Source organism: Cerasicoccus frondis (assembly GCA_031296915.1).
Taxonomy (GTDB): domain Bacteria; phylum Verrucomicrobiota; class Verrucomicrobiia; order Opitutales; family Cerasicoccaceae; genus Cerasicoccus; species Cerasicoccus frondis.
This window is the reverse complement of sequence record JAVDPC010000047.1, coordinates 1-26,078: the sequence shown is the minus strand read 5'-3', so window position 1 is coordinate 26,078 and position 26,078 is coordinate 1. Positions and strand designations below refer to the sequence as shown.

At 51.6% G+C, this 26,078-nt stretch carries 16 protein-coding genes; 5 read left to right on the top strand and 11 right to left on the bottom strand.

Features of this window, described 5'->3' with window-relative positions; genetic code table 11:
• Window positions 1-881: 881 nt before the first annotated feature.
• From RBB63_RS22650 to RBB63_RS22625, 6 genes are all read right to left on the bottom strand, one after another.
• Complete coding sequence (locus tag RBB63_RS22650) at window positions 882-1,319, bottom strand: hypothetical protein (protein WP_309387647.1); 438 nt, start codon at window positions 1,317-1,319, stop codon at window positions 882-884.
• A 55-nt stretch (window positions 1,320-1,374) separates the two neighbouring features.
• Complete coding sequence (locus RBB63_RS22645; protein WP_309387645.1) at window positions 1,375-2,301, bottom strand: transposase; 927 nt, start codon at window positions 2,299-2,301, stop codon at window positions 1,375-1,377.
• 107 nt (window positions 2,302-2,408) lie between these two features.
• Window positions 2,409-2,972 (bottom strand): hypothetical protein, encoded by a 564-nt coding sequence (locus RBB63_RS22640; protein ID WP_309387644.1) that lies wholly within the window; start codon window positions 2,970-2,972, stop codon window positions 2,409-2,411.
• The gene (locus tag RBB63_RS22635) at window positions 2,969-11,245 is read right to left on the bottom strand and encodes an RHS repeat-associated core domain-containing protein (RefSeq protein ID WP_309387643.1); all 8,277 of its coding nucleotides are present in this window, start codon (window positions 11,243-11,245) and stop codon (window positions 2,969-2,971) included. Before RBB63_RS22635 ends, RBB63_RS22640 begins: the two co-directional genes overlap by 4 nt.
• Window positions 11,246-11,305: 60 nt before the next feature.
• Window positions 11,306-12,346 carry a hypothetical protein gene (locus RBB63_RS22630; protein WP_309387642.1) on the bottom strand — a complete coding sequence of 347 codons (1,041 nt, stop codon included), beginning with the start codon at window positions 12,344-12,346 and terminating at the stop codon, window positions 11,306-11,308.
• Window positions 12,347-12,359: 13 nt separating this feature from the next.
• Window positions 12,360-13,118 (bottom strand): hypothetical protein, encoded by a 759-nt coding sequence (locus RBB63_RS22625; RefSeq protein ID WP_309387641.1) that lies wholly within the window; start codon window positions 13,116-13,118, stop codon window positions 12,360-12,362.
• A 333-nt stretch (window positions 13,119-13,451) separates the two neighbouring features.
• On the opposite strand from RBB63_RS22625, the gene RBB63_RS22620 reads away from it, so the two are divergent.
• A complete protein-coding gene (locus tag RBB63_RS22620; protein ID WP_309387640.1) occupies window positions 13,452-13,742 on the top strand; it encodes a hypothetical protein in 291 nt (96 codons plus the stop codon).
• A 1,232-nt stretch (window positions 13,743-14,974) separates the two neighbouring features.
• Here RBB63_RS22620 and RBB63_RS22615 read toward each other — a convergent pair.
• Window positions 14,975-16,993 (bottom strand): aldo/keto reductase, encoded by a 2,019-nt coding sequence (locus RBB63_RS22615; protein WP_309387638.1) that lies wholly within the window; start codon window positions 16,991-16,993, stop codon window positions 14,975-14,977.
• 73 nt (window positions 16,994-17,066) lie between these two features.
• Here RBB63_RS22615 and RBB63_RS22610 point away from each other — a divergent pair, with 73 nt between their 5' ends.
• The 4 genes from RBB63_RS22610 to RBB63_RS22595 all read left to right on the top strand — a co-directional run bounded on the left by RBB63_RS22610 (window position 17,067) and on the right by RBB63_RS22595 (window position 20,827).
• Window positions 17,067-17,900, top strand: coding sequence for a helix-turn-helix domain-containing protein (locus tag RBB63_RS22610; protein ID WP_309387636.1), 834 nt, complete (start codon window positions 17,067-17,069; stop codon window positions 17,898-17,900).
• Window positions 17,901-18,220: 320 nt separating this feature from the next.
• Window positions 18,221-20,149, top strand: a complete 1,929-nt coding sequence (locus tag RBB63_RS22605) for a mechanosensitive ion channel family protein (protein ID WP_309387634.1) — start codon at window positions 18,221-18,223, stop codon at window positions 20,147-20,149.
• A 56-nt stretch (window positions 20,150-20,205) separates the two neighbouring features.
• Complete coding sequence (locus RBB63_RS22600) at window positions 20,206-20,505, top strand: nucleotidyltransferase family protein (RefSeq protein ID WP_309387633.1); 300 nt, start codon at window positions 20,206-20,208, stop codon at window positions 20,503-20,505.
• The gene (locus RBB63_RS22595) at window positions 20,495-20,827 is read left to right on the top strand and encodes a HepT-like ribonuclease domain-containing protein (protein WP_309387632.1); all 333 of its coding nucleotides are present in this window, start codon (window positions 20,495-20,497) and stop codon (window positions 20,825-20,827) included. The genes RBB63_RS22600 and RBB63_RS22595 overlap by 11 nt, the downstream gene beginning before the upstream one ends.
• Before the next feature lie 102 nt (window positions 20,828-20,929).
• Here RBB63_RS22595 and rho read toward each other — a convergent pair whose 3' ends face one another.
• The 4 genes from rho to RBB63_RS22575 form a co-directional block, all read right to left on the bottom strand.
• A complete protein-coding gene (rho, locus tag RBB63_RS22590; RefSeq protein WP_309387631.1) occupies window positions 20,930-23,038 on the bottom strand; it encodes a transcription termination factor Rho in 2,109 nt (702 codons plus the stop codon).
• A gap of 97 nt (window positions 23,039-23,135) precedes the next feature.
• The gene (gene coaE, locus RBB63_RS22585; protein ID WP_309387629.1) at window positions 23,136-23,723 is read right to left on the bottom strand and encodes a dephospho-CoA kinase; all 588 of its coding nucleotides are present in this window, start codon (window positions 23,721-23,723) and stop codon (window positions 23,136-23,138) included.
• Window positions 23,724-23,852: 129 nt separating this feature from the next.
• Window positions 23,853-24,209: a hypothetical protein gene (locus tag RBB63_RS22580; RefSeq protein WP_309387628.1), complete on the bottom strand. Its 357-nt coding sequence runs from the start codon at window positions 24,207-24,209 to the stop codon at window positions 23,853-23,855.
• A gap of 90 nt (window positions 24,210-24,299) precedes the next feature.
• Window positions 24,300-25,535: a THUMP domain-containing class I SAM-dependent RNA methyltransferase gene (locus tag RBB63_RS22575; RefSeq protein ID WP_309387627.1), complete on the bottom strand. Its 1,236-nt coding sequence runs from the start codon at window positions 25,533-25,535 to the stop codon at window positions 24,300-24,302.
• Window positions 25,536-26,078 lie beyond the last annotated feature (543 nt).

The window sequence follows — 26,078 nt, the reverse complement described above, 5'->3', positions numbered from 1 at the left end:
CCTCGGCACGATCGGCCTCCGCTCCGGAACCCTCGACGCCGTGCTCACCACCGAAGACCCCGCCGCCTAACGCGCGCACCTCACGCCAGGCAACCACTGCCTACCCCTCAACGTCTCCGCCCTCACCGGCGGGGGCGTTTTTTTGTGCGCAGCTCTGAGGAAATGAAGCCAACATCCCCCTGGCGCCCTTGCGGCGCACCTACCCTTGCCCAAACCAACGCAGTTTTTTAACCACGAAGGACACGAAGCGCACAGAGCCCGCCAACGTTAGAGAACCCAAAAACTTATCCCTCCACCCCAGAAAACTGCGCATTCGCTTCGTGCTCTCTGTGTCCTTCGTGGTTAAATCCACGTCTCGCTGGCCCTCCGCCGAAAAAGCCTTATGCTGTGTTTTGCAAAAGCCTACTCGGTTGTTTTCAAAAAGCCTTATGCTATGTTACTCCAACAACCGCCCGGTTGTTGCCTCAACACAGCACCGGTTGTTGCCCGAACATAGCCTCGGTTGTTTTGGTGACACAGCGTAAGGCTTTTGCGCAAGGCGCCAGGCAGCACTTAGAAAACAGAAAGCCACCAGCTCAGCAAAGAGCCGTGCTGCCATATGACGTTAAGTTAACATCGTGACATTCATCTTCAAGCCTAAGTCCGACAGTCTCATCATCATACGATGAATATGACGACATAAGCTTGCTCGGGAGTCTTATCTGACGGTGCTTGGCGTGACGATTACCCCAGGTTAATCACATGATAACGAGCTCCAGCAAATTCGAGACTATGTGCACGGGGCATCAAGATAGGAACTTAGGACATCTCGAAAAGCCTGCCTCTTTTGCCCTTCCCCTTTCTGACTTTTTCTGATCCTTCTCATAGATGGTTACCCAGGTTCATTTCCTCTCCTTCTCGTCTTTCTCCTTCTCCAGCTCTTTTGCTCGTGTGGTAACGTAGACATCTATTCCACCACTACTGCCATCGATTGAAATCACAACCAACTCATCTTTAGCATGAGGATTCAATTGTAACGGTATATCGAGTTGCTCAACAACGTGGGTGCTCCAACCTTCGCCCTTAGAATACTCGATTTTTGTTATGCGTGAATTATCAGTCTCATAGCCAACTGAAACAGACTTGATTCCTTTCCGCAAATAACCACCTCTCACGAAAGTCTTTCCAAAATAGACTTTAACCCCTGTGATTTCAGTCGAACCAACATTGACCATTTTAACATCAAATTGATGAAGCTTTTCCTGCGCTCGGCATCCAAATGACGGGAAAAGCAGAGCAAGCGTAAATATTAATGCAACATTGATGGATGGCTTCATCATTATATGGGTACGAGAATGGGTGGGTACGGAAATGGGTCAGGTTTCCGGATAAACATTAGCCTGCAAGCAGACGGCTGACCGCGCAGGGGTGGCCCATGTTAAGCTGCTCGCCCAGCCAACGGTTACTAATCGCGAAACGCGAACGAAGATCACGGGCTAGGCCAATCTTCCACTCAGCGCTTTTGCGGTCTTCGGCAATGTTACGCTGCGACTTGCCAAGAGCTTCCAACGCCTCGGCCAGAGCGCTGGCGGCGGCGTCTTCATCGTGGCGTGCATTGGCAAAAATGAGCTCATCATTGGCTTTGGACTTGGCTTTCGCTGAGGCCTGCATCTCGGTCACTAACGCTTTCTTTCCCTCGGCAGATCCAATAAACCAGCCCCGGCACAACTCCCGAAACAAACGTTCGCGCTCAGTCGGACGTCCCTCCACCGCCAGTTCAAGATGTTTGTGGTATTGACGCATCCCCAACTTGCCGGGTGGTAAACTGCCACTCTGCCCCAGCCAGGTCTCGCTCGTTAAATGCGGCCAGCGATCAGGTTCATATAACTTCGGAAAACTCGACAGTTCATAACTCTTCAGCGCCTTGAGCTCGCAGATATTCGCACGAACCGGATTCAAATGAATGTAATTCACCACACGCAACAGCGACGGACCCGGTTCAATAACCAGCGCTTGGTAACGCCCCTGGAAGACGTGGCCGGGCGTTTTGACAAAATGATTAAATCGGTTGGCAAACACCCCTTGGAGCCACTGCATACCCACCGACAGATTAGGCTCCGGCGTCTCCAACGCCAAATGATAGTGGTTCGACATCAACACATACGCGTGAACCTGCCAGCCGAATCGACCACACGCCTCAAACAAAGTTTTCTCAAACGCGGCACCCGTCTTGTGCGTTGTGAACAGGTCCTGTCGATAGTTCCCCCGGTTAATCACATGATAACGAGCTCCAGCAAATTCGAGACGAGGCGCACGTGGCATGAAGATAGGAACTTAGGATATCTGCAAAATGTCAATCCGAAAAGCCTGACCCCTTTACCCCTTCTCCCTTTACCTTTACCCCTTTACACCTCCTTTACACCTTTGAGTTAATCTTTACTTTTCTCATTTAACAATCGGTCAATCCATTTTTTATTAGTAACTATCTCCAACTTTAAAGGGGTCTTTTCCGATGCTGTTATTGGATGATTATAAAGAGTATAACTATTTTTTAAAAGACCATGAAATCCTACACTATTCCAGGCAGGAGGTGTAGAGTATTCGACATACCATCGATCTGGGGGATACCCTCCCTCTCCATCCAAATAGAGAACGCGCTTGATAAGGTAGGCATTTTCAGCATCAACATATTCAATTGCCACATAGGAGGAATGTCCAAGCAGGCCTCTGCAAATAAAAAGCAATACGATATTTTCACCGCGCTGAATCATTGGTAAAAACCTACCTTCAGCATCAGGAGTCAATTCAAAGCTTAATGAACTTTTAACATGTATGCTGCTTTCAAAAATATAGAACTCTCGCTGCAACAATTCAACACTTCCAGTTTCATAAAACCTACATTGCGCATTAGGAATGTATTCAATTTCTTCCAGATTCGCCGCAATTACATCTAAGGCGATAAAAATAACCCATAGTGAAAATAAAGTTTTCATCGCGGATTCCCTGTATACTTTCTTGAGTTTGGTGTTGAGCCTAGGCTTCTAGAAACATCGTCGATTGCCTTAACCTTAATGCGAGTATCACTGGCATAAACGACCGCTCCACTGCCGATAGCGATAGCTGAATGCCCCAATCCGCCCGGATTAGACCATGCGACAATATCTCCAGTAGCTGGCATGTTGCTTGAATCAACTGGCTTTGCATAAGTCAACCCTCGTAAATTTGATCTTTCGCCGCGGGCAAGATCATTCGCAACAGGTGGGTAATGTAATCCATTTTCGTTAGAAACCGGGTATCCAGTTTCTCCTTTCTCATGTGTGCTTCCTCTGTTTCCATATCCATAACCGACCTCAGCCCCTTGAGCATAAGAATCTGCGACGAAGCGATTACACTTCCAGCTTCCATCAGGAACATACGTGATCATATCCCCATCTGCATCACTCATAGTAGGAGTTCGCGAATCTAGATTGTAATCGGTATTTCCAGAAGCCCATTGATCCAGCGCCCAAATAGTTGCCTTCAAGTTGGCAGGGTCTTCTTCACCATCTGGCACATTCGCTATTTGTTCTTGAAATTGCTGCGTGGATTCACGTATTTGCTTTGCAGACTCAGCTGTATAACCGCTATTTGCTCCATGGTCATCATACTGCTGCTGATGATGATCTGCTTCTCTGTTTAATTTTTCTACAATCTTGTCTTCACTCTCGGTTTGAGCTCTTAACCCCAGTGGATCGAACTTGGTCCAAGGATTTTGCGTGACGTAAGTATACAGATTGGGGCCGTCGACGAAACCGAGAGGGTCGCGGGTGAGGAAGATGCCCGTTTCGAGGTCACGGTAGCGGAAGCCTTCGTTCAGCAGGCCGGTAGGATCCTCTTCTTTGGTGTTAGCTTGTTGGCGGTCTGCGTTCTCACCCCACTCCTGAGTGCTGACATGCCAATTATCGACCGATAGCTCTAGGTTACTTATGGATTCACTATCATTTGCAGCAATCGTGATTTTAGTAACTAGAAGATCGGGAATCTCCCTGAAAATATCAAAAGGAGGTGAACCCGAGTATCTCATGTCACCAATCTTATAATATTTTATTAATTCCTCACCATTCCACAGCCCTATAGATGCAAACATAGTATCGGTCGTAGTGAAACTTATCGCGGAAAGAGTCTGAGGCGAATTTAGCTGAATGACATGGTTCGAACCATCATGCGTTTCAGTGTAGTCAGTCGTATCTCTCGAACTATGACTGCCAAATGCCTCATATCCCGCTTGGTACTCCAAGAACCCATGCCCGTCGCTCTTTGCGATAACATCTCCACGAGAATTGTAGTGATTATATCTGCGTGTGGCATATGGACCAAAACTGTGCTCTCTACGTTTAGAATATAGAATGCCACCAATGCCACCACCAAAGTCCGAGCCTCGGACATAGCATACCTCAAGCGTATCATGAGCTGGGTCAAAGCCGCTGTCAGCGGTCTCCTCAAACTCAAAAATACTTGTGCCACCGGAAAACACCAAGTAAGCTTTTTCCCCACCAGCGTTTGACTCGTCTCGCACCACTCGCCGGGTGCGGTAATCATAAGAATAAAAATATGAAACCGATCCGGTCGTCACGCTGAATAACCGATTTTCCGCATCATAGACATAGTCAGTTGTGGTTCCACTAATCGTTTTTGATGAGCGATTTCCAAAGTCATCATAACTAAAACTTACCGAAGTTCCCGATATAGAATCGGTTACACTATCGACTTGATTTAACGAATTATTCAAAACATAACTCGAGCTCTCTAATACTTCGACTGGATCAGCACCTTCCTGCAGAGAAACGACTTTGCCGGTTCGGTTATTAGCAGTATCATAGGCATATACAGTGGAAGTTATTCGATTAGTCGCCAAAACAGTCTCGGTTTCAAGTCGATCAGCACCATCATATTCATTAACAATCGTCCGGTCATCAATTTTGCCATTAGGGTAGAATTCACTGATTTTGGCAAGATTGCCAAAAGGATCAAATAGATGAACATACTTATATACTTCATTTGATTCACCACCCGGACCATAAATCGTGTCTACCCGATTAAAACTGTCATAGGTCTTAGTAATTAAGCTTCCATTACCTTGACGCATTTCTCGAATATTTCCATTCATATCGTATCGGTAATCACTGTAGTCCTCACCCAAATCTATAATGTTATCATTATCAGTATCCTCGGTAATACTTAAAGTTCGATTAGCGGAATCGTATTTGGAGATTAGCGATAGGAATGAATTGATCGCAGTCCCTCGGACTAAATTGGATTCTAATATCGGACTAGCACTCAGGTTAGCCTGAGGCGTCGTTAGCACGGTATCGGATACATCATAGTAGGTGTTTGTGCGGTTGCCGGCAGTGTCATACTCGTAAACTGACCAAATGCCATTAGAATACTCCGCCCGAATCCGATTAAGGGCATCATAGACGTAGGCAACATCACCAACCGTGGTTTCACCTATCAAGCCATCATCCGCTTCGTCCACTGAAAGAATGTTACCTGCCAAATCATAGCTGTATTGACGATCAATCAGCATATCATTATGGTAATCTACTGATTTCAATCGTTGCCTTAAATCATACTCGTAGTGAGTCTGCGCCCCACTTGAGGTAGGCGTAATGCCGAGGAAGCGATCCGTCTGTACAAGGCTGTCAAAGGCATATTTGACGCCATCTTCCCAGGAGCCACTGGCTACGCCATATCTAGTTTCAGTGTTTCTGGAAAGCCCGTCATAAATAAACTCCGTCCTTTGGTTTTTTCCATCAATTACCGATGTTCGGTTTCCGCTAGCGTCATAAATATTCTGAACTTGAATATCTGTGGCGCCCAGGAAGCTGCCATCCATATCCACGTCCTGACTCGTATTCTTCAGCCGGTTCAAGGCGTCATATTCACTATATGCGCTGTGGCGGAGTCGGGTGTATCCAGCGCCGGCCGCAGGCGTTTCTTCAGGAATAGAGCTGGCGACACCATGCCAGACATCCGTTACGTTGCCATTGGCGTCGTAGACTGATTCAGTGACCAAATAACCAGTTGCCTCAGCACTTCCATCCCAATAACTCACTTGCGGTGAATAGGTATGGGTCAGCCGATTCGCAGAGTCATAGAACATGCAGGTCGACTCCAGCCTTGCATCTATTGTCTCAATAACATTACCAACATCATCATATATGCTTTCGCTAACCCCTTTGGACATAGAGTTAGTATCATAGTCATAAACCTCAGGGGTATACGAGTAGCGCAGTCGATTTCTTGAATCGTATATATTTTCCCATGTTTTAGACCTTTGATTAGTGACATACCGGACATTTCCACTCTTGTCGTATTCGGTATAGGTGTAGGTATCGGCATTCTGTCCCGCCTCAGCATCGTATACGGTTGGATAATAGACATAAGTCTCACGCCCAGCAGCGTCGTATTTCTTTTGCGTTACGCGACCCATCTCGTCACGCATGTAATAAGCAAGGCCGGTCGAAGAATAACGAACTTCGGTGTAGCCATATTCGGGATTAACTACTTGCGGGCTGACTACGGCATAGCGAGTAACCAGCGGTCGATTCAATGCGTCATAATCTGTCTCCGTTCTATTACCGAGTGGATCAAGAGAGACAACGGGGTTTCCCACATAATCATATTCTGTCCAAGAAGTGCTGTACCCGCTTGGGCGATCCCCAAATGCGCCCAACGCGGGTAAGCTAACAGCCGGTGGGTTGCTAGGCGATGCTGAAGCGACACTCACTGGACTTAAACTATATTGTGCCGCCGTGGCGACTGGCCTGTAGAGAGCATCATACTTTACGGCGCTTAAATATCCGCGCGCGTCGATGGTCGCCGTTGGCTTGAAGGTGGATGAATCAAAAGCGCTCGCTCCCGAGTTGTCACCGTATTCCAACCACTGGACCAGCTTGCGACTACTTTCAGTCGGCTCGTAATTACGATCAAAAACAGTAACGGGATCAGTTTCGATAGCTGTCAAGCGCTGAAGCGCGTCATAGTAATTCGTTGTTGTGTTGCCGTTAGGATCGACAACGGACTTAACTGAATTCACATTATTGTATTGATAATCCGTAAATAAACCATCTGAGCTACGGCTTGCAGTGGCAGCGTTGATGAAATCAATCGGATCACTGCTTTCGTCGAGAGTCGTATTCAGTAGAGTGACGGTGTGAGTGTTTCTGCCGAGCTTATCATAGGCCATCGCAGTAACATTGCCGTTTTCATCCACGACCCCAACTACGTCTGAGCGAGCGTCATAAATAACATTCTTAGTGGTGTTGTCCGGGAAGATGGTTTGGTAAAGGCGGTTTCGCTCATCGTATCTGAATTCCGTCGGATGCCCTTCGGGGTCTTTTACCGTGATCCTGTTCCCATTTTTATCGTATTCGTATATCGTTTCGAGAGCTAGGTCGTCTGGATTGACAATTTTCTTTGTAAGCCGCCCAAAGTTCTCCGTACCAAATTCACTTGATGTTTCATGCGTTGTAACCAAATTAACAGCCCAGGCGGGATCTGTTGCCAAGCTGTTGATAACAGTCTTGGTCTGGAACTCTTTCTGCCAATTGTCATTACTCGCGTCGCCATCCGTATCTGGATAGAAGAATTGTATGTTCTGGACAGCGTCGCCAATTGGTGTAATGACCGCAGCGCCATTGGCAGGTTGAGATGAATCTGCATAAATCTTTTCTGAGTTCCGACGCCCATCGGAAAGCACTCCGTACTCATACAGCCTTCCTTCGCCGTCACGAAACTGTTTAAGTATCCTAAGACCAGGAGTTTCGCTTACGGAATCACTATAGCGGTAGTGCTTTTCATTTACCAACACATCACTTGAGTCATAACGCATTTCAGCATTTGGCTCTGGATATTTCGCATTGGCAAACAGAGGCACTGCGGCACCGTTAATTTGAATGCCTACGAAGGAGTCATCATAGCTGAAAACGGTTTTATTGCCGCTGAAATCGATAAGCTCCGAGATTGCCATGCCAGCATACTCGTTAAAGGTGATTTGCTCATCACCAAGAATCGGGCTAGAGGCAGTTCCTCCATCATGATATTCAACCAGTTGTTTTGTAAAATAGATTATGTATGGCTCACTGTAATCTTCAGCCAACTGGGTATTCGAGAAAACGGTGTCCGAAAAATCATACGCCTTTTCCACCAGTATATCAGAACTGCTGAGACTTCCACCTAGCCATGTATACGTTGTCCGATTACCTTCGGCATCTACTACATATGTCTGGCGAACGGAATTTGAATCCAGACCCAGCGCCGTTTCAGATTCCTGAACAATCTTGATGGTGGATAAATCCTGAAAACTGACGTCACTATCGCTGCCGCTATCAATGCCAACCCCTGGCAAATCGATAGCGCTCACCTGTAAAGGCCTCCCAGACTGCTTATAATAGCCGATATTGGTATTGTAATTCTCAAAGTTGTTTTGCGTTACATACCCGAAAGCAAAAGTAGAATCTAATGAACTATTTTCTCCTTTTTTCGTTATGACATTAAGTGCGAGTAGATTATGGTAAAAATCATCAGAAGCATCGGCGTTGGCTAAGGTCGAGTATTCATCATCTTGAGTGGTGTAATAATAGCCATACTCAACGTAGTGCGCTGTCTCAGACTCACTAACAGACTCAAGTCCGGTGTAGATTCTATCCTGGCTTCCAGGGGTTGGATCGTTGCTGTTAAGGCTGTAGTTATAATTCGAATAGCCATAATTGGTAATATTTCCAATTGGGTCCTGGACTGCATCGATTCGGTGATTTGAATATTGCAGCTTGATTTCCAGGCCGGTCTCGATCTCAACACCGGCCCCGTCAGTTCTCATGACGAAAATTCGTTCTGGTATCAGACTTTGGGCATCGTCGTATTCGTAATTTAGAGAGTTTCCAAACCGATCAGTAACCTTGGTCGCCCTGGCGTAACTATGAACAATTCCATCATTGCTGCCCTGCATCCGATCAGCGCTTATTGGGGCAGAGATCAAGTTATTTATGATCTCATAATCGATAGTCGTGCCATATCGTTTTACGAGAGTATAGCTATTTGCGGAGCCAGTAAGCCTGTTCAAGAATACATGCTGCGAGTGTCTACCGGTCGGCATCGGGAGGAATCCAGTAATGTCCGCTAGATCGGGCGCGCCGTTTAGACCCGACGTATAAGCTATTGCATACTGCGATGGCTCTCCATTTTCGTCCAGCACCGTCACGGTGTCAGGCGATCTACGAGCAGTTGTCGACAACTGCTGTTGGAAGTGCATTACGGGCGCGGCGTTTGTTGTCCAACCAACTCCAAATGGTAGATCGGGTCGCTCATGAGGACGAAGTCCTCCTTTGATGCTCCAACTCTCCCCAACGAAATTTCTTCTTACGGAAAGCGCTAGTTCACTTGCAGGCACAGGTATGTAGACGTCCGTCACGCTATGCCTGAGTTGTAAAGTCATTGCATCGATATAGGTTTCCTCACTCTCTTCATCGGTTTCCGCCTCTGATTGCGGTTTTTCATCACTTAGTGGTCTTCCGTTGAGCGCAATTTTACGGTAGCGCGGTCCAGCAGCCTCATTCAAAGGATAACTGTAATTCGGAGGACCTTTGATGAATTCCAACGTTACGCTATAATCGAGACTGGTGTTTGAGTCTGATATAGTGATGTCCCCAGTGCCGATTGCGGTATACTTGGGCACAAACGTTATAATGTGCTCATCAGAAGCTGGGCTGTTGATGGGATCACCATCGCTATCATATGCGTTCAGCTTCGACTCCTGCCATGTTACGCTGAATTCTCCGTCATTCTCAAAATACAAGGTGATTTCATCTTTTACGGGAATATTTTCGTTATAGTATTTTTCCTTATAACCGTAAATCCATGGCTGGATTTTAATCCATTCCGAATAGTATATCTCGTAAGCTTCAGTGGTCGTATCAAGAACCCATTCATAACCATCATCAGGCAGGGGAAGGTTCATGCTCCATCCAGTTTCAAGATCGTTTCGATTGTAACTTATCTGACTTGCAATATCGCTGGAAGTGAAACTCGGAAGTATAGAACCAAAGCCCGAAATAGATCCAGCTCCGCCAAATGCAAATAGAGATTCATTGTAGCTGCGAGTTTCGAAATACCAATTTGGCACGCTGAAGTCATGGTGGTTATTCTCCTCAAAATGATCATATATGGCTGTAACAGTGTAATCTCCGTAGTCACTGATATGCTCATACTTCAAAGACACATTTTGTCCGTTCAATTGGCCAATAGAATAACTGAAGGCCCCTTCCGCGGCATAAGCTGAAATTACCGAACTGTCTGGGTTCGACACAGCAATTGTGGCATCAATATAGTAAACTTGGTAACCAGAGAAGGATGCAATATGACTAAGTGGCGGAACAGTGCCATCAGCGGGAGGCTGTTGATATGTTGGGTCAGCATCGGGAATAATTTGGTCAGCAGACCCGCCAGAAACAAAATTTGCAGCAGTTTTTGGAGAGTAGTTGGAGGACCTCGGTTGAGCCTGCACAGGAGTAGTTTGATTGCTCGAATCGAGCTGCCACCAATCTGGCATGCCGTCACCATTCAAATCTTCATTTGTTACCCAGTAAGTTCCATCTAATTTGAAACCAAACACATTTTTTAACTGTCCTAATGTAGCCAGCGAGTAATTCGAGTCATCTGTAGCTGTATCAGTCCAAGGATAGATCGTGTAGCTAGGATCGATAGGCACTATTGCTTGATCATTGGCTGCTACCGGAGAAGGCAGGCTTAATTCACTAAACCTTTCGTAAAATGGCGCACTGATGGCTTTTATCTGCCCCAGATTGACAGGTACTAGGTTCGACTCTCCTGAATCCTGATTGGACAGCAAAAAATAGTATAACTCTGATAGCGATTGGTAGCCCGGCGAACTCTCATTAGCCTCAACGTCACTAAGGGCACTACGCGGAGCCAATTGCTCCATCTCTTGTATCGCACGCAGCGCCATCCACTTAGCCTGTCCGATGGTGGCAATTTGCATGTTCTCGCCACTGTTAGCGGCAGGCAGCGTTGCTACTGGATCGCCGCCATCAGTAGGCTGATACCACCAATCTGGACCTAACACTTGGGCGCTTGATGAAGCGACAGACAATATGGCAAATACCAAATTTAATGCTATTGGACGGAATAAGTTTCGCATTTTAGAAGTCAAAATCTTCAGGAAGAGAAAGTAGGTGATTGTCAATTCTGTGGTTGCACTACGACTCATATCATCGTGCCAGCAATCGAATATTCGAAAGATATCAACCCAAGAACATACAGTGACAAATCAATTTCCATATATGCCCATGCTGATGTCACCAGCGTACGATTTTACAGTGATTGCTCCGGCTATATCAACATCACCGTTTTTGTAGACAGTTACAGCATTCTTATATTGATCGACATGACCGGACTGACCGTTGCCAATTCCAATTTCGAAAACCGGATCGTCATCTTCCCATGCAGTAGCATTCGGCACGCTGTCATTCGAATCCAAACTACGATTATATCGCCCAACAACAAAAGAATTATAGGCTTCAGCATTCGTCATGAGGCCAGCGGCAAAAGAATACTGACCATTGGCGATAGTATATCCATTAATTGAGTGTGACCGGTCACCTATCGCCTGAGTTGCATAGCCGAAGGCCACCGAATCACTTCCCTGCGCTAACGCGGAATAGCCAGCCGCAATAGCGCCCGATCCAGTGGCTTCAGCATATGAAAAAGCTACAGCATCATTATTCGTGGCTTCACCACTCCGTCCGAAAGCCAATGAACCGTATCCAGTAGACGAAGCCCCAAAGCCAAATGCTGAAGAATTTTGTCCCGTCGCTTCAGAACCAAAACCTACTGCAAGACCATTAAGGCCTGTTGCCTCTGCCGAATTGCCAATGGCAACCGAACTTGCGCCGCTCGCCAACGCCTTATTGCCGATGGCGCTGGAGTGATATCCAATATTGCTATCATCCCCAGTACCCAAAAAAGCATAACCTACGCGGAATGCACTCTTGCCCGGGTGCCAGACTAATCGACTTCCATTGCCCTCGGGCATGCCATTAGATGCTTTTGAGGTGTAACTACCGAAAACAACAACATTGTTAGTTGAGTTTCCGGTCACATCCAGTCCGCCGTACATAACCGTATCTACACTGTGAGAGGGAGACGACCCTCCGACAATCAGATCTCCATCAACAAACACACTGGGGCCGGTTTCAATCGAATCCGGGTCTTCAGCCCATTCCTCGATTACTGTGCCATAAGGATCTGCTCCCCAAAGCGTGGTCCCAATCAGGGATAGGCATGATAATATTGGTAATAGTCTGGTCATTGGATATGTTCTTCTATTGTTGATCTTGATCTATATATTCGAGTTCCACTTCCGCCTGAAAAATGGCCTCGCGGCGCTGCTGCGGAGTCGCAAATTGATAGTTTTCACGAATCCACTGGTTGAACACTGTACGTTCTTGAATGTATTCCGGCTCTTGTTCCGCAAGCCCTTGGACGCTTAGCGGCAATTCTAACAAATCTTCGATGGAAGGCTCCTCAACAACTGACAGTTCAGGCAACTTCACTTCTCTCAGCGCAATCAACTTCTGCTCGATTTCGAAGCTATGCTGGTGCAATACCGCACGACGCTCGTTCGGTGCTACACAAGTCGATGCCAACTGCTTACCCTGAAACAGTGCAAAATCGAGTTCATTGGATAGTTCTACGTAATCCTGGGTGACGGCATCTGCGTCCTCAGGAAGCAATTGAGCTACAAATTCACGATCAACCTTTAGCGAACCCCGACTAAGCTGAGCAGCTTCTTTCTGAAGAATGGATACCTCTTTTAGCGCCTCCCAATTCTGACGCTCCCAACGAATCATTGTCGCACGCCGAACTTCCGGCGTCATAGCCCTCATCGATTGCCTTAGATGTGAATGATCATTGCTAAGCCACTGATAATCATTGAGCTCATTCTCAACCTCAGCCATTCGAGCAGAAGCAGGCGACTGACTTCCTTCAATCGAGCGCATTGCGCCTGAATCAGCTCCTTGTGCAGCAAGACTACAGGCTGAGATCAAAGCAAGAAAATGGAAATAAAATGACAATTTCATATAGAATCTCCGCAAATATTCAGAGCACGCAGCCATGAGCAACCTAATACTTCGCGGTTCTGCAATTAACTTACAAATTAACACAACTGTAACATAAATAGCTGTAAGGTAAGTTTTTGCAATGACTAACATAACATTGGGCGCACTGACACGCCGCATCTGCCATATTCGCCACACATCGACTTAATGAAAACATACATCGGCTGCGCCCCTAGAAGGGGGCAAGTAGATTTACAAAATCAGCAAACATCAATTACCTATTTTCCGTAACAATTTACAATATCACCTCAGTCAGCAAACTTCCCATAATGGTCTTATCCAACATCAGGGCCGTTGCTTCCCCTGGGGATCGATGTCGTAATCTTGATTTCGAGCAGTGTAGGAAACCAAGAAATTGCAGTTTGCGGCGATTGGCCGGGCGCGTTGCCCGAGGAAAATATTATCGACCGTGATGGTGCGTATGTCATCGACCACCATCTCCAAGTAATAGGAAATTCTATAGAATGGGTGGAGGGCGTGCTTGTTTTCGGAGTATGCAAAATGGATGGGCTGGTACCGATCAAACAACGTTTTCCTAAATCCTACCCGCACAATGATTTTTATCAGGGAAAAACCGAATTTTGAGCCTCCTCCCATAAAGAAAGGTCGATATCTGATAGCAACACAGGCGCTCATAAAAGCAGAAGACCAGCCTCGACAGGCGCCAGGCCGCATACCAGGCAGGCAAAGGTTGATGGTAGTCTTGCGCTCGCGCAGCTCATCAAGATCGAATAACAGCCCTTATCGAATACCAGAGAAATTCAGGGGACAAAAAGGGTCAAAATTTCGGCATTAAAAGGTATTTTACGTCATTTTTAGCGTTTTCAGACCGAATGAAATGAAATCTAAATTTCATTGCGTTCCAGCAACTTACGTCAATTCAGGTCAGATAAAGCTCGCGGACAGGGGTTCATGGCGGCGACCTACGCTATCGAGCGTTGCCGTTAATGAAAAATCATAGCAATGAAAAGGACTACTGCCCATGATGATGAGTCTCTATAATCGCCAAAACACCCGCCTTTAGAGATTCTGGAAGCGCTTCCCAAGCCTCGACAATCTTACGCAGCCGTGGACAGCCGACGCCAAGGTTTTGTGAAGCTATTTGTGAAGATTGGCCTGACTCTTCAGACAATTCCTTTATTGATAGGACTTGTAGGTCATCAGTCCGGGGGTTCGATTCCCTCCGCCCGCACCAAGTTTCCACTGGGCCACCTGACGCCGGACGGCGGCAGAAGCGACAAATCATTTGCTAACAGGCATTTCTGTAATTTTCACGACCTAGCCTGAGCCGTCAAATTCTGACCGTAAAAGACCCTCCGAGCCTGCTCTGAGTGGAGCCAATGATGAAGATTGGCAGGCTTGTGAAGGATTTGTAAACCTGCCATCAGCCTCATGCCGGCAGTCAACTGGTTAATGACGCAAAAGTGCGCAACTTCATGTTATCTTTAGGCAATTTCCACTTAAATCTGTGGCCTCCATGCGACTTCAAACGCTCCACCCGAATCCCCCCTCTTCTCCTTCCAGTCTCCACCTCCTTTCGTAAGCTCCGCGTCCTCTGCGGTTACCCTTGCCCAAGCCAACGCAGTCTTTTAACCACGAAGGACACGAAGCGCACAGAGCCCGCCAACGTTAGAGAACCCAAAGTCTTATCTCCTCCACCCCAATACACTGCGCATTCGCTTCGTGCTCTCTGTGCCCTTCGTGGTTAAATCCACGCCTCGCTGGCCCAGCGCCGAAAAAGCCTTACGCTATGTTGAGGCATCACCCGAACCAGGTGGACCTAAAAGCTGCACCGAAGGCGCTGCGATTCGCGCTGCTCAAGCCTCCAGATTGAGCCATTTGATTTCCTGATCGGTGAGCTCAAGTTGCAGGCCGGTTAGCGATGTGCGCAATTCGGTAACCGTCCGCGGGCCAATGAGCGGGTAAGTCGGGAATGGCTGGTTCAGCACCCAGGCCATCGCCACGTTGATTGGCATCACTCCCTTTTCTTCAGCCAGTTGACAGGCGCGCTTTTTGCGCTCGAAATTGGCGTCGCTGTAGTAGCCATGAACGAGCAGTCCATTGCCAAGTTTGTCGGGCGCGCTTTGGTCGGTGAAGAATCCAGCCGCCTGGCTGGACCACGGGATCAGCGGCACGTTGCGATCTTTGAGCCAGGCTTGAAACTCCGAATTGGAGCACGACTCAGTGCCCTCCCAGACAGGATTGACCATGTGCGCGAGGCTCAGTTGATTCGAGAGGCACACCGGCCCCTTCAGATCATTTTCACGCGCATAAGCGGCAGCCTCATCGTAGCGAGCGGCTGACCAGTTGGAAAAGCCATAGGCGCGGATTTTCCCATCATCAATCAGGCGGTTCAGGAGGTCGACAAATTCGCCTACCGGAACATCAAGATTATCGCGGTGCATCATGTAGAGGTCAATGTAACCGCAGAAATTAGTCGCGATGAGTCGGTCGACCTCAGCCGGCATGTAGTCCGGCGTGCAGTTGGGGCTATGAGCGCCCTTGTCAATGATCACGCATTGCTCGCGCACGCCGCGCATTGTCATCCACTGCCCGGCAAAGCTCGGTTTGTGCCCCCAGCCGCGGTAGACCGAGGCGTCGTCAAACACGTTGCCGCCCAGCTCGAAATAGGTGTCATACAAGGGCGCGCAATCCGTAAAGGAACGAGCTCCGCCCGGGTGCCCCATGCACAGGCGAGACATTGGCTTGGCCACCCCGGGAATCTCACCACTGGGAATCAACTCGCCACGCTTGCCCCAACCCGCGCCATACACATTGGGAAAATCCGGACCGGGCTTTTCCATCTCGTAGAGCAGACCAATTTCCTGCCGCCAGCGATCCAGCGTCTTCATGTTGCCCAGGGTGTCCTCAACGCTCATGGCGCAGTTCAGCAGTTCGCCGCCATGGGCTAGTTGATGCAGCGCCTCGATCTCAAAGGAATAAAGGTGGCGACTCGAGCTGGCGTCGATCTGCTCGGGCTCTCCTCCCTTGCGATGCAAGGTGAGTTCGCCGCCGCAGAACCAGGGGTGCTTAATGTGCAGCGTGCCGCCCGTCCCATAAACCGTAACGTCATTCTCGGCCCCGGCGCGGACCCCCGTGAACGCTTCGCCGATCAGATCCTGGTCAAATTTCATGATGGCGCTCGTCCAGGCATCGACGCCGGTATGCTCATCCAAATGGCCAAAAGCCTTGAGCTCATTGGGATTCACAAAGCGCTTTCCCTGCGCGGCGCCGGCCAGCAGACGACACATCGACACCGGGTAACAGCCCACATCCAAAATGCCGCCGCCGCCCAGGTGATTCGCCTGATGTCGGCCTTCATGATTCTCACCGCCGTCAAAAGCAAACGACGCGCGAATGCGCTGCACCGTCCCGATTGCCCCTTCCGCAATGAGCGAATACGCCTTGGCCGTTGCCGGGTGACAGCGATACATGAACGCCTCCAGAAACGCCACGCCATTCGCCGCAGCCGCGTCCACCACGGCCAGCGCATCGCCGTAGTTGAGCGTCACGGGCTTTTCGCAGAGCACATGCTTGCCAGCGCGGGCGGCTTTGATCGCCCACTCCGCGTGCATAGGGTGCGGCGTTGCGATGTAGACTGCGTCCACCGCCGGGTCGTCCAACAACGCCTGATAACCGTCGTAAGCCTGGCCACCGCCAAATTCATCGAGAAACGCCTGCGCACGGGCAATGTCCCGGCTCGCGGCGGAGTGCAGCACGCCGGTGTCGGTCTCAGCCAAACCACGGGCAAATTTGCGGGCGATGACGCCGGGGCCAATCACGCCCCAATTAAAAACTTTGGTGGAGGTATCCGGGAGGGAAGCGGTCGAGTTCATGCCCAGTAGTCTAGCCGAAACAGCGCTTGAAAACAAGGGGCAGTCTGGTCATAAACTATAAATATCTTGCTACATGGCAAAAATCGTCAACAGCCCGCGAATCATCTCCACTGACCGGGGTAATCACCATCAGAGATTCCCCAACCGCATCCGTCGGCCACAGGGCCTGCCCTACTGGCTGCTGGAGTTCACCTTGTCCGGCGAAGGCCTCTTGCACCTGCCAAGCGGTGACCGCATCATCCGGCCTGGCTCTTTATTTATCTACGAGCCAGGCTCTCCCCAAAGCTATGAGAACTACGAAACATCTGGCCCATGGGTCCACTATTGGGTGTGCTTTCAGCCGCGCTCTGAATGGATTGACTGGATGCGCTGGCCACCGTTGGATGACGGTTTCTCGATCCTGGAAGACCTCGACGCCAATGTCTCCCGACGTGTAAAATCCTGCTTTTCTGATCTAGTAATGGTTTTCCATGGACCCCTGCCCCAACGCGAGTCCCTCGCCATGTCATTGCTGGAGCAATTGCTGCTCTGGTGCGACTCCGCCAATCCCAATGCCGCCGGCCAGCACCTGGACTCCCGCGTCCGGCGCGCGATGGCCTACATCTGCGAACACTACCGTGAGCCACTCACCCTGGAGACGATTGCGGGCGCAGTCGGCATCTCGACTTCACGGCTCGCGCACCTCTTCCCACAGGAGGTCGGCGTCACCGCCATGCGCTACCTGGAGCAACACCGCATCGAGATCGCACGCCAACGACTCGCGGCGACCAGCGACTCCATCACCACAATTGCGGAGCACGTGGGCTACGGCAGCCCGAGCTATTTCTCCAAGGTCTTCCGCAACATCCAGGGCTGCACCCCACGGGAAAGCCGTCGCCGTGCTTTCAGCCACCTGGAGCACGATTGATTTCGAGTCGCGTCTGCCTAGGGCCAACATGAAGTTCCCGGGTTGAGCAAAGACTGGCTCCGGCAAGCTCATGTCATCTGTAAAAAAGGACGGCGGCCTCACTCCTGAAACCGCCGTCACACTGAACCTGCTATTCTGACTGTATGCTGCTATCTTTAGAAATGCTCCATGGCATTTACGAAGATAAGAGCGGCCCAGCCGGATAAATATTCCGCGAAAGAGAGAAAAATTTACGCATAAATGCTGAAATCGCTCAAATATGCCTCCATTAGCAGGCTAAAAGCGCTTAGAAACTAGGGTCTTTATCCGATAAATCCTTCATGAAACTGCTATTTTTGCTGCTATGCCTGTTATCAGTCGGACCAATGCTCGCCCAAGCGTCGACGGACGCCCTTGAAACACCCAACGACTCCAGCGTCGCTCCCCCGGCGACCCCGACCGACCAATACAAACGCGAGCATCTGGGCGCGCTCGATTACGTCGACCAAAAGCTCGCGGCCGACAACCTCATCGACCAGATGACGACCTTTGCCTCCGACACGCGCAGCCCCCGCGCCACGCTCGAGAGCTTCTTCTACCTGGCCGACAGTTACTACACCCTGATCAACGCCGACGGCGTCACCTGGGACAATGAAGACGACCTCGACAACATCGCCAACGAGCTCGCCGATCTCTTTGACATGGACGACATTCCGGAAAACTTCCAGGCCGAGGCCGCCATCGAAGCCACCGTCTACATGTGCGAATACCTCTCCCGTCGGGGCCTGCCGCCGCTCAGCGAGATCCCCGATGAGGACGAGATGGCCAAGGCCGTCCGCGAAGGCCGCTTGGGCGTTTACCGCATCCCGGACACCCCCATCGAAATTGCCCGCATCAACCACGGCGACCTCGAAGGCCACTACTTGTTTGTCAACACCACGCTCGACGACGCGCTCGACCTCTACAACCAAGCCGCCAACTACCCCTACCTGCGCGACCAATTCAAAGGCTTTTACGACCTCTACTTCCTCACCTCCGGCCCCATGATTCCTTCGCGCTTCATCCGCGCCCTGCCCGACTGGATGAGCACCGACATTTATGAGCAAACCATCTGGCAGTGGATACTCACCCTGATGACCTTCGCGGTGATGTTCGGCCTGATCTACTTGGTCCACATCGCCATCAAGCGCTTCACCAAAGACATGGGGCCGCTTGCGGTGAATGCCTATTCGCTGATCCGCCCACTCGTCGCCATCGGCCTGACCAAGGCCATGATCTACTTCCTCGACGAGCAGGTGTTCCTCACCGGTGAGGCCTGGCAACTCATCGTCACGCTGTCCGACATCATCGTGCTGGCCGCCAACATCACCATCATCGTCGTCGTGGGCAACTTGATCGCCGAGCTCGCCCTGAAGTCAGAAAAAATGTATGTCGACAGCCACCGCATCGACCAATACCTAATCCGGCTCGGCATCCGCATCCTCAGCATCGTGATCGCCATCGGCGTGCTGATCCAGGGTCTGCAGGCGCTCGGCTTCTCGGGCAATACACTGCTCGCCGGCGCATCGGTGTCCGGCCTCGCCGTGGCCCTTGCCGCGCAAAGCACACTCAAGAATGTCTTTGGCAGCATCATGCTCGTCCTGGACAAACCGTTCGTTATCGGCGAGCGCATCATCACCGGCGGCGTCGATGGCCTCGTCGAAGAAATCGGCCTGCGCTCCACCCGCATTCGCACCCTCGACGGTCACCTGGTTTCCATTCCCAACGACGAGCTTTCCAGCGCTGAGATCGAAAACGTCGGCCGCCGCCCCTACATCAAACGACTCTTCAACGTGGGCGTCACCTACAGCACCTCACCTGAAAAGATTGCTGAGGGCATGCGCATCATCGAAGACCTACTCGCCCACCACGAAACCCAGCCCACCGAAGCCGACGAGCAAAAGCTCGAAGAAGCCAAACAGGAAGCCGCCGATGCCGACGCCCAAGCGGCCGAAGCCAACAACGAAGACGTCCCGCCAAGCAACGCGCCGATCAACTACCCGGACTTCGCCCCCCGCGTTTTCTTCGACAAAATGAACGCCGACTCGCTCAACATCATGGTGCTCTACTGGTATCACCCGGCGGACTACATGGAATACCTCAAACACGCCACTTGGGTGAACAGCGAGATACTCCGCCGCTTCAACGCCGCCGGCATCGAATTCGCCTTCCCCACGCAGACCATCATGCTCCAAAACACCAAGGCCACGCTCGACGAGAAGCCGACGTAGTCGCTCGATGTATTGATTTGAGTTTCGGCAATCCATCGACTAACTTTAATCGTATCATGAATCCGCTAGATCAGCATTTGGAGGAAATCCAATGTCTATGCGTCGCCCATAAAGTGCAGCGTTTGGAAGCGTTTGGCTCAGTGCTCCACCACTTGGATGACGACAGCGATATCGATCTGGCGGTGGTCTTTGAAACGGGATATGCTAACGGCGCCTTTGCTCAGTATTTCGATTTCAAGGAAGCACTGGAGTCTCTGCTCCAAAGACCCGTCGATCTGGTCTGCTACAACGCAATCCGCAATCAGGTTTTCCGAGAAGAAATAGACGCCACCAAACTGCCACTCTATGCCGCATAGCATTGAGAAATTAGCAGAGGATATCTTAACAGCTCTTGCCGACCTAGAGCAATTTACCCGCGGTCAAATATACGACAATTTCACCGAGAATCGACTACTCCAGGCGGCAGTCGAGCGTGAGATTGAAATAATCGGCGAAGCCTTGGTCCGCATCAGGAATTTGGACCAAGTTTTGTTCGAAACAATCCCCGACGGCCACCGTATCATCGGCATGCGTAACATCATTGCACACGGCTACGACTCAATCGACACGGCAATAGTGTGGCATGCCGCGACCACGCATGCGCCACAACTCAAGCCAGCCATACAAGCATTAAGATAGCCCACCCCTCGCTAACTTTGCAATGCAAAGTTAGCGAACGCGATGCGCCAGCATCGAGGATCCAAGGCCATGCCTTGGCGAGGGTCCAGGGCTGCGCCCTGGTTACCGGAGGGACATGAGGAACTGGGCGTTGGTCTGCGTTTTCTTGACGCGCTGGATGAGCATTTCCATCGCTTCGACGGAGCCGACGCCCTTCATTGCGCGGCGCAGGCCGTAAACCTTCATCATTTCATCCGGATGGTAGAGGAGCTCTTCCTTACGCGTGCCGCTCTTCTCAAACGAGAGCGCCGGGAAGACGCGCTTGTTCGAGAGCTCACGGTCAAGGTGGAGCTCCATGTTGCCGGTGCCCTTGAATTCTTCGAAGATGACTTCGTCCATCTTGCTGCCGGTTTCGACGAGCGCCGTGCCGAGGATGGTCAGGCTGCCGCCGTCCTCGATGTTGCGCGCCGAGCCAAAGAAGCGCTTTGGCTTTTGCAGGGCGTTGGCTTCGACGCCACCGGAGAGAATCTTGCCGCTGTTGGGCATCATCGTGTTGTAGGCGCGGGCCAGGCGGGTAATCGAGTCGAGCAGGATGATCACATCCTGGCCGGCCTCCACCATGCGGCGGGCCTTCTCACTGACCATCTCCGCAGCGTGCACATGGCTCTCGGCGGATTCATCGAATGTCGAAGAAATCACCTCGGCTCCCTTCACGCTCCGCTTGAAGTCGGTGACTTCTTCCGGGCGTTCGTCCACCAGCAGGACGATCAAATGCACCTCAGGCTTGTTCGCGCGAATTGCGTTGGCAATGCCCTGCAACAGGACCGTCTTACCGGTGCGCGGCGGGGCGACGATCAGGCCGCGCTGGCCCAGGCCAACCGGGCTGAGCAAGTCCACGATGCGCATGGAAATGTTGTCCCACTTGCCGAGGCGGCCCTGCTCGGACTCCATCATGATGCGCTCGGTCGGGTAATACGGCACGAGCTCCTTGAACGGCGTCAGGTGCTGCGCGGTCTCGGGGTCCATGCCCATGACGGTTTCCACCTTCAGCACGAATGGCGTGGTGTCTTCTTCACGCGGTGCATGGAGGACGACTTCCACCTCGTGCCCGCGCTGCAGGCCGTATTGCTTAAAGAGCTCAGGCACAATGTAGGGGCTCTCCGTGCGCAGGCGATAGCTGTCTACGCTGAACACCACAAAGCCAAAACCGTCCTCCAGCTCTTCCACAATGCCCTTGGCCTTGATGGCGCGCTTATCGTCGCCGGCCTTTTTCAAAATGGCTCGCAAGAGCTTGCGACGGCTGGGCGGGCCATCCCACTCCACGTCATTTTCGCGAGCCCACGTTTCCATCTCGGGCACGCGCAGATTGTAAACTTCGTTGTAGTCGAGGGGCTCGCCGGAAGCGACTTCCTCAGTCAGCTTGGCCAGCTCCTCGGCGCTGCGGAGGACTTCCCACTCTTCCAAGCTGTCGAAAACGGGCGGATCGACATCGTCGTCGTTGGCCGACTCAAAATCCTTGCGCCAACCGCCGCCTTTCTTGCCGCCGCCCTTCTGGAACTTGTCCTTTTTCTTGTTAAATTTATCCTTCTTCTTGTCGAAGCGGTTTTGGTTCGGATTGCCGCCGCCTTGGTTTCCGCCGCCCTGGCTGCCACGCTCCTGATTGTTGCCACGGTTGTCGCGGTTACCCTTTTGGAACTTCGGGTTGTTGCCCTTTTGCTGATTGCGATTGTCCCGGTTGCCACGGTCGCGGTTGTCGCGATTGCCACGGTCATTACGGTCGCCTCGATCCTGGCGATCACCACGATCCTGACGCTCGGGGCGGTCGCCACGGTCATCGCTGTCATCAGAACGCTCTTCGCGCGGGGCGCTTTCTGCGCTGTGTGACTCGCGGGCCGGCTTGTCAGCCTGAGCGGATTCCTCTGCGGGCTTTTCAACCTTGGCCTGCTCCTCCTTGGCGGCGGCTGCTTCTTCCTTGGCGACACGCTCGCTGCGGTAGTCCTTGTCGCCGTAGTCGTCCATGTCGTCCGGATCGGCGGAAAAAACCTCGGGGATATCGTCCTCAACGGGCTTGCGGGCAGCCTTTTTCGCCGCTTTTTTGGCGGCCTTTTTGGTAGCCTTCTTCGCGGCTTTTTTAGCGGCGCGCTTGCGGGCGACTTTTTTCTTGGGAGCGGGCTGCTCAGCTGGGGACTCAACCTCGGGCAGGTCGAGCAATTGCTCTTCGGAATCACTCATAGGTTAATACAAAAGATAATCCAGTAATTGGGATTTCAGGATCGAACGTAAGGCAGGCCGGTAAACCAAAACCAGCTTGCGGGTAAATACATTAGGATTAGCGGGAAAACGATCGTAGCATCTCAGAAGCAAGCCTGACCTGGCTTTGCAGGAAATCGAACGAACCGGCGTTCGAAAGGACAATATCTGCTCGGCGCACTTTGTCCAATACCGGCATTTGATTGTTCATTCTGGACAGAGATTGCGCGCGGTCAAGTCCTTTAGCTGCCAATCGCGCCAATTGCGTCGCCTGCGGGGCCTCCACGCAGATGGTCGCATCGAAATTACCCGCCAAATCCTTCTCAAACAGCAACGGAACCTCCACCACCCAGTCCGCATCAGGCCCGGCAGCGAGCGCCTTTTGCCAGTTTTCACGAACTTTGGGCAGGATTTGCCCCTCCCACCAGCGCAGCTCCGTCACGTCGTTAAAGACCTTGCTGGCGATCAATTTGCGGTTCGCGCCTCCCTCAGGCAACACGGCCTCTGCGCCCCAACGCCCACGCATCACATCGTGCAAGCCCCGGTCGTACTCCAAAAAACCACGGACGATTGCGTCGGAGTCCAGCCGCCGCCAACCGAGCTCAGCGAAGCACTTGCCCGCCGAGGACTTCCCGCAGCCAATGCCGCCTGTCAATCCGATGCGCATGGGCTCACTACGCTCGACGAACGCGCCCCCGTGTCGAGGTAATTTTTATATTAGCCGCGGATGGACGCGGATTGCACGCGGATGCCGACAGCACGCGATTCCTCGGATCCATCAGAGCCTCCAGAACATCTAGCGCTCTCCCCCAGACTTGATCAGCAGTTCCCATAAAGCCCTTCCCAAAATAATCAAAATCAGACCAATGCCCCCCAGCACTGCAGTTTTTATGCTTGGAGCGGTTAACACCGCAAATGCGATCAGTGCGAAGCCACTACCTCTGATAAATATACCAATACGATCTGCCCAATCTCTACCACGGGACGAAAAGGGACTCCAGAAAGCATCCGCTAAGTGGAAAATGAAAACTCCCCACATGAGCCCCGCCGGCGCCAATCGCAGAAATCCTGCTTCCCCAAAACAGACGATACCAGCTCCGAGACTAACGCCCAGCAAAGCGAAATAGAACAACAATTGGAGATGACCATTCATCGTAATATACCCGCAACTTCGTTCCCTTAGTTCCCTTCTGTTCAAAAAAATTGCCCCACCGATCCGCGTTCCATCCGCGTCAATCCGTGGCTAAACTTCCTTCTCCGGCTCGCTTGCCTCGCCTGCCTCACCAGCGTCTGGCTTGGCCTCGCCCTCGGTTTCCGGCTTGGGCTCCTGCTTCTCCACCGGAATATCGTAGCTGAACAAACGGCACTCCAGCTGGCCGTTGTAGAGCTTCCACTTTTCCTTCACCGGCAGGCCCACGAACACCGCCGCATCGAGCGCGGCCGTGATCAGCGCGCCCTTGCCCTCGGGCGCGGTCGCCTTCATGAACTGGCCGATGTCGCGGTAGACGCCGTTTAAATCGCCTGGCTTGAGGCGCACGCCGTAGGGCGGATTCGTCAAAATCTGGGCGCCGCGCAGGCTGAAGTTCGCATCCTGGAACTTCTTCGGGTGCAGTGAAAACGCCCCTTGCGGGAAATGCTGCTGGGCGATCTTTTGCAGCGTATTGAACGTTTTCTGGTCCGATTCAAAGCCGATGAACTGCTTCGTCGACGGCTTTTCCGCAGCCTGCAAGGCCTTCTTCGCGCGGATGTAAGCGGGGCGGTTGAAATTCAGCCATCGCTGGAAGGCGAACTCACGCTCCAGGTTCGGCGCAATGCCGTTGGCCAGCAGGTAGGCTTCAAAGAGGAAGGTGCCGCTGCCGCACAGCGGGTCGATGAGGTCCGTGGAGCCGTCCCAGCCGATCAACTGGAGCATGCCTGCGGCGAGGTCTTCCTTGAGCGGGGCCTCACCGTGCTCCCAGCGGTAGCCACGCTTGAAGAGCGGTTCGCCAGCACCGTCCAGGTAGAGCGTGATCTCGTCGTTCTTGGCGAATGCGACGATGCGCACATCCGGGTCGCGCGTGGCGATGTCCGGCCGCTCGCCGTCGCACAGTTTCTTAAACGTATCGACGATGGCGTCCTTGATGCGATACAGCGCGAAGCGTTCGTTGCGGAAATACTTCCAATCACCCTTGAGGTCGATTTTCAGCGATGCGTCGGGCGCAAACATCTGGTGCCAGTTCACCTTGCGGGACTGAAAATACAGCATGTCGGTGTTGCGCGCGTGGAAACGACGGATCGGCTTGAGCACCGACAAACCCGAACGCAGGCCCATGTTGACCTTGTAAAAATCCTCCTCGCTCCCGCGAAAAGCGACCATGCGCACGCCCACGAAGGCGATCTCCAGCCCCCAGGCCTTCAACTCTGCCTCGACGACGGGCTCCAGCCCCGCCCGGCAATTGGCGACGTAATAATCCGGCTGCTCTAACGCGGTCTTCTTCATAAGCGCGCCACCAGATCACATTCCGCGCCCCAGCGCAAGCCAGCGTCCCGCGTTCGTCTGACCTGATTAAAACCAACCCACTCCAACCAAGGCATGACAGCACGCCATATCCCCACCTTTCGTGTTCGCAAGTCGTTGATCATCAGTGCGGATTATTAGTAAGCGGCGCCCACTAATAAAATGCTCGCACGTTCACTTTTCGGTTGTGGTCGGACTTGGGGATGCTAGTGTTTTATTGATCACTGGACTAGGCATCACGCATTGCCGTAGCACAGGCGTCCCGCCTGTGTTGTTTCGGTTAGATGGAGTCAGACCACAGGCGGGACGCCTATGCTACGGCCACTGCCCGCCCAATCCAATTCAACCTCCCAAAAACCTTACACACCCTACTCACCTTTCTCACACTACCCACCTTACCAACATTTCCTCACCTTACTCACCTTACAAACAGATGAACTTCCCCCCAAAAACATCCGCCTTAGCGACTGTCGCCGAGGTATCCCAGTCGACGCCATGCGAGGTCATTCGATCGCGTGGGTCGGA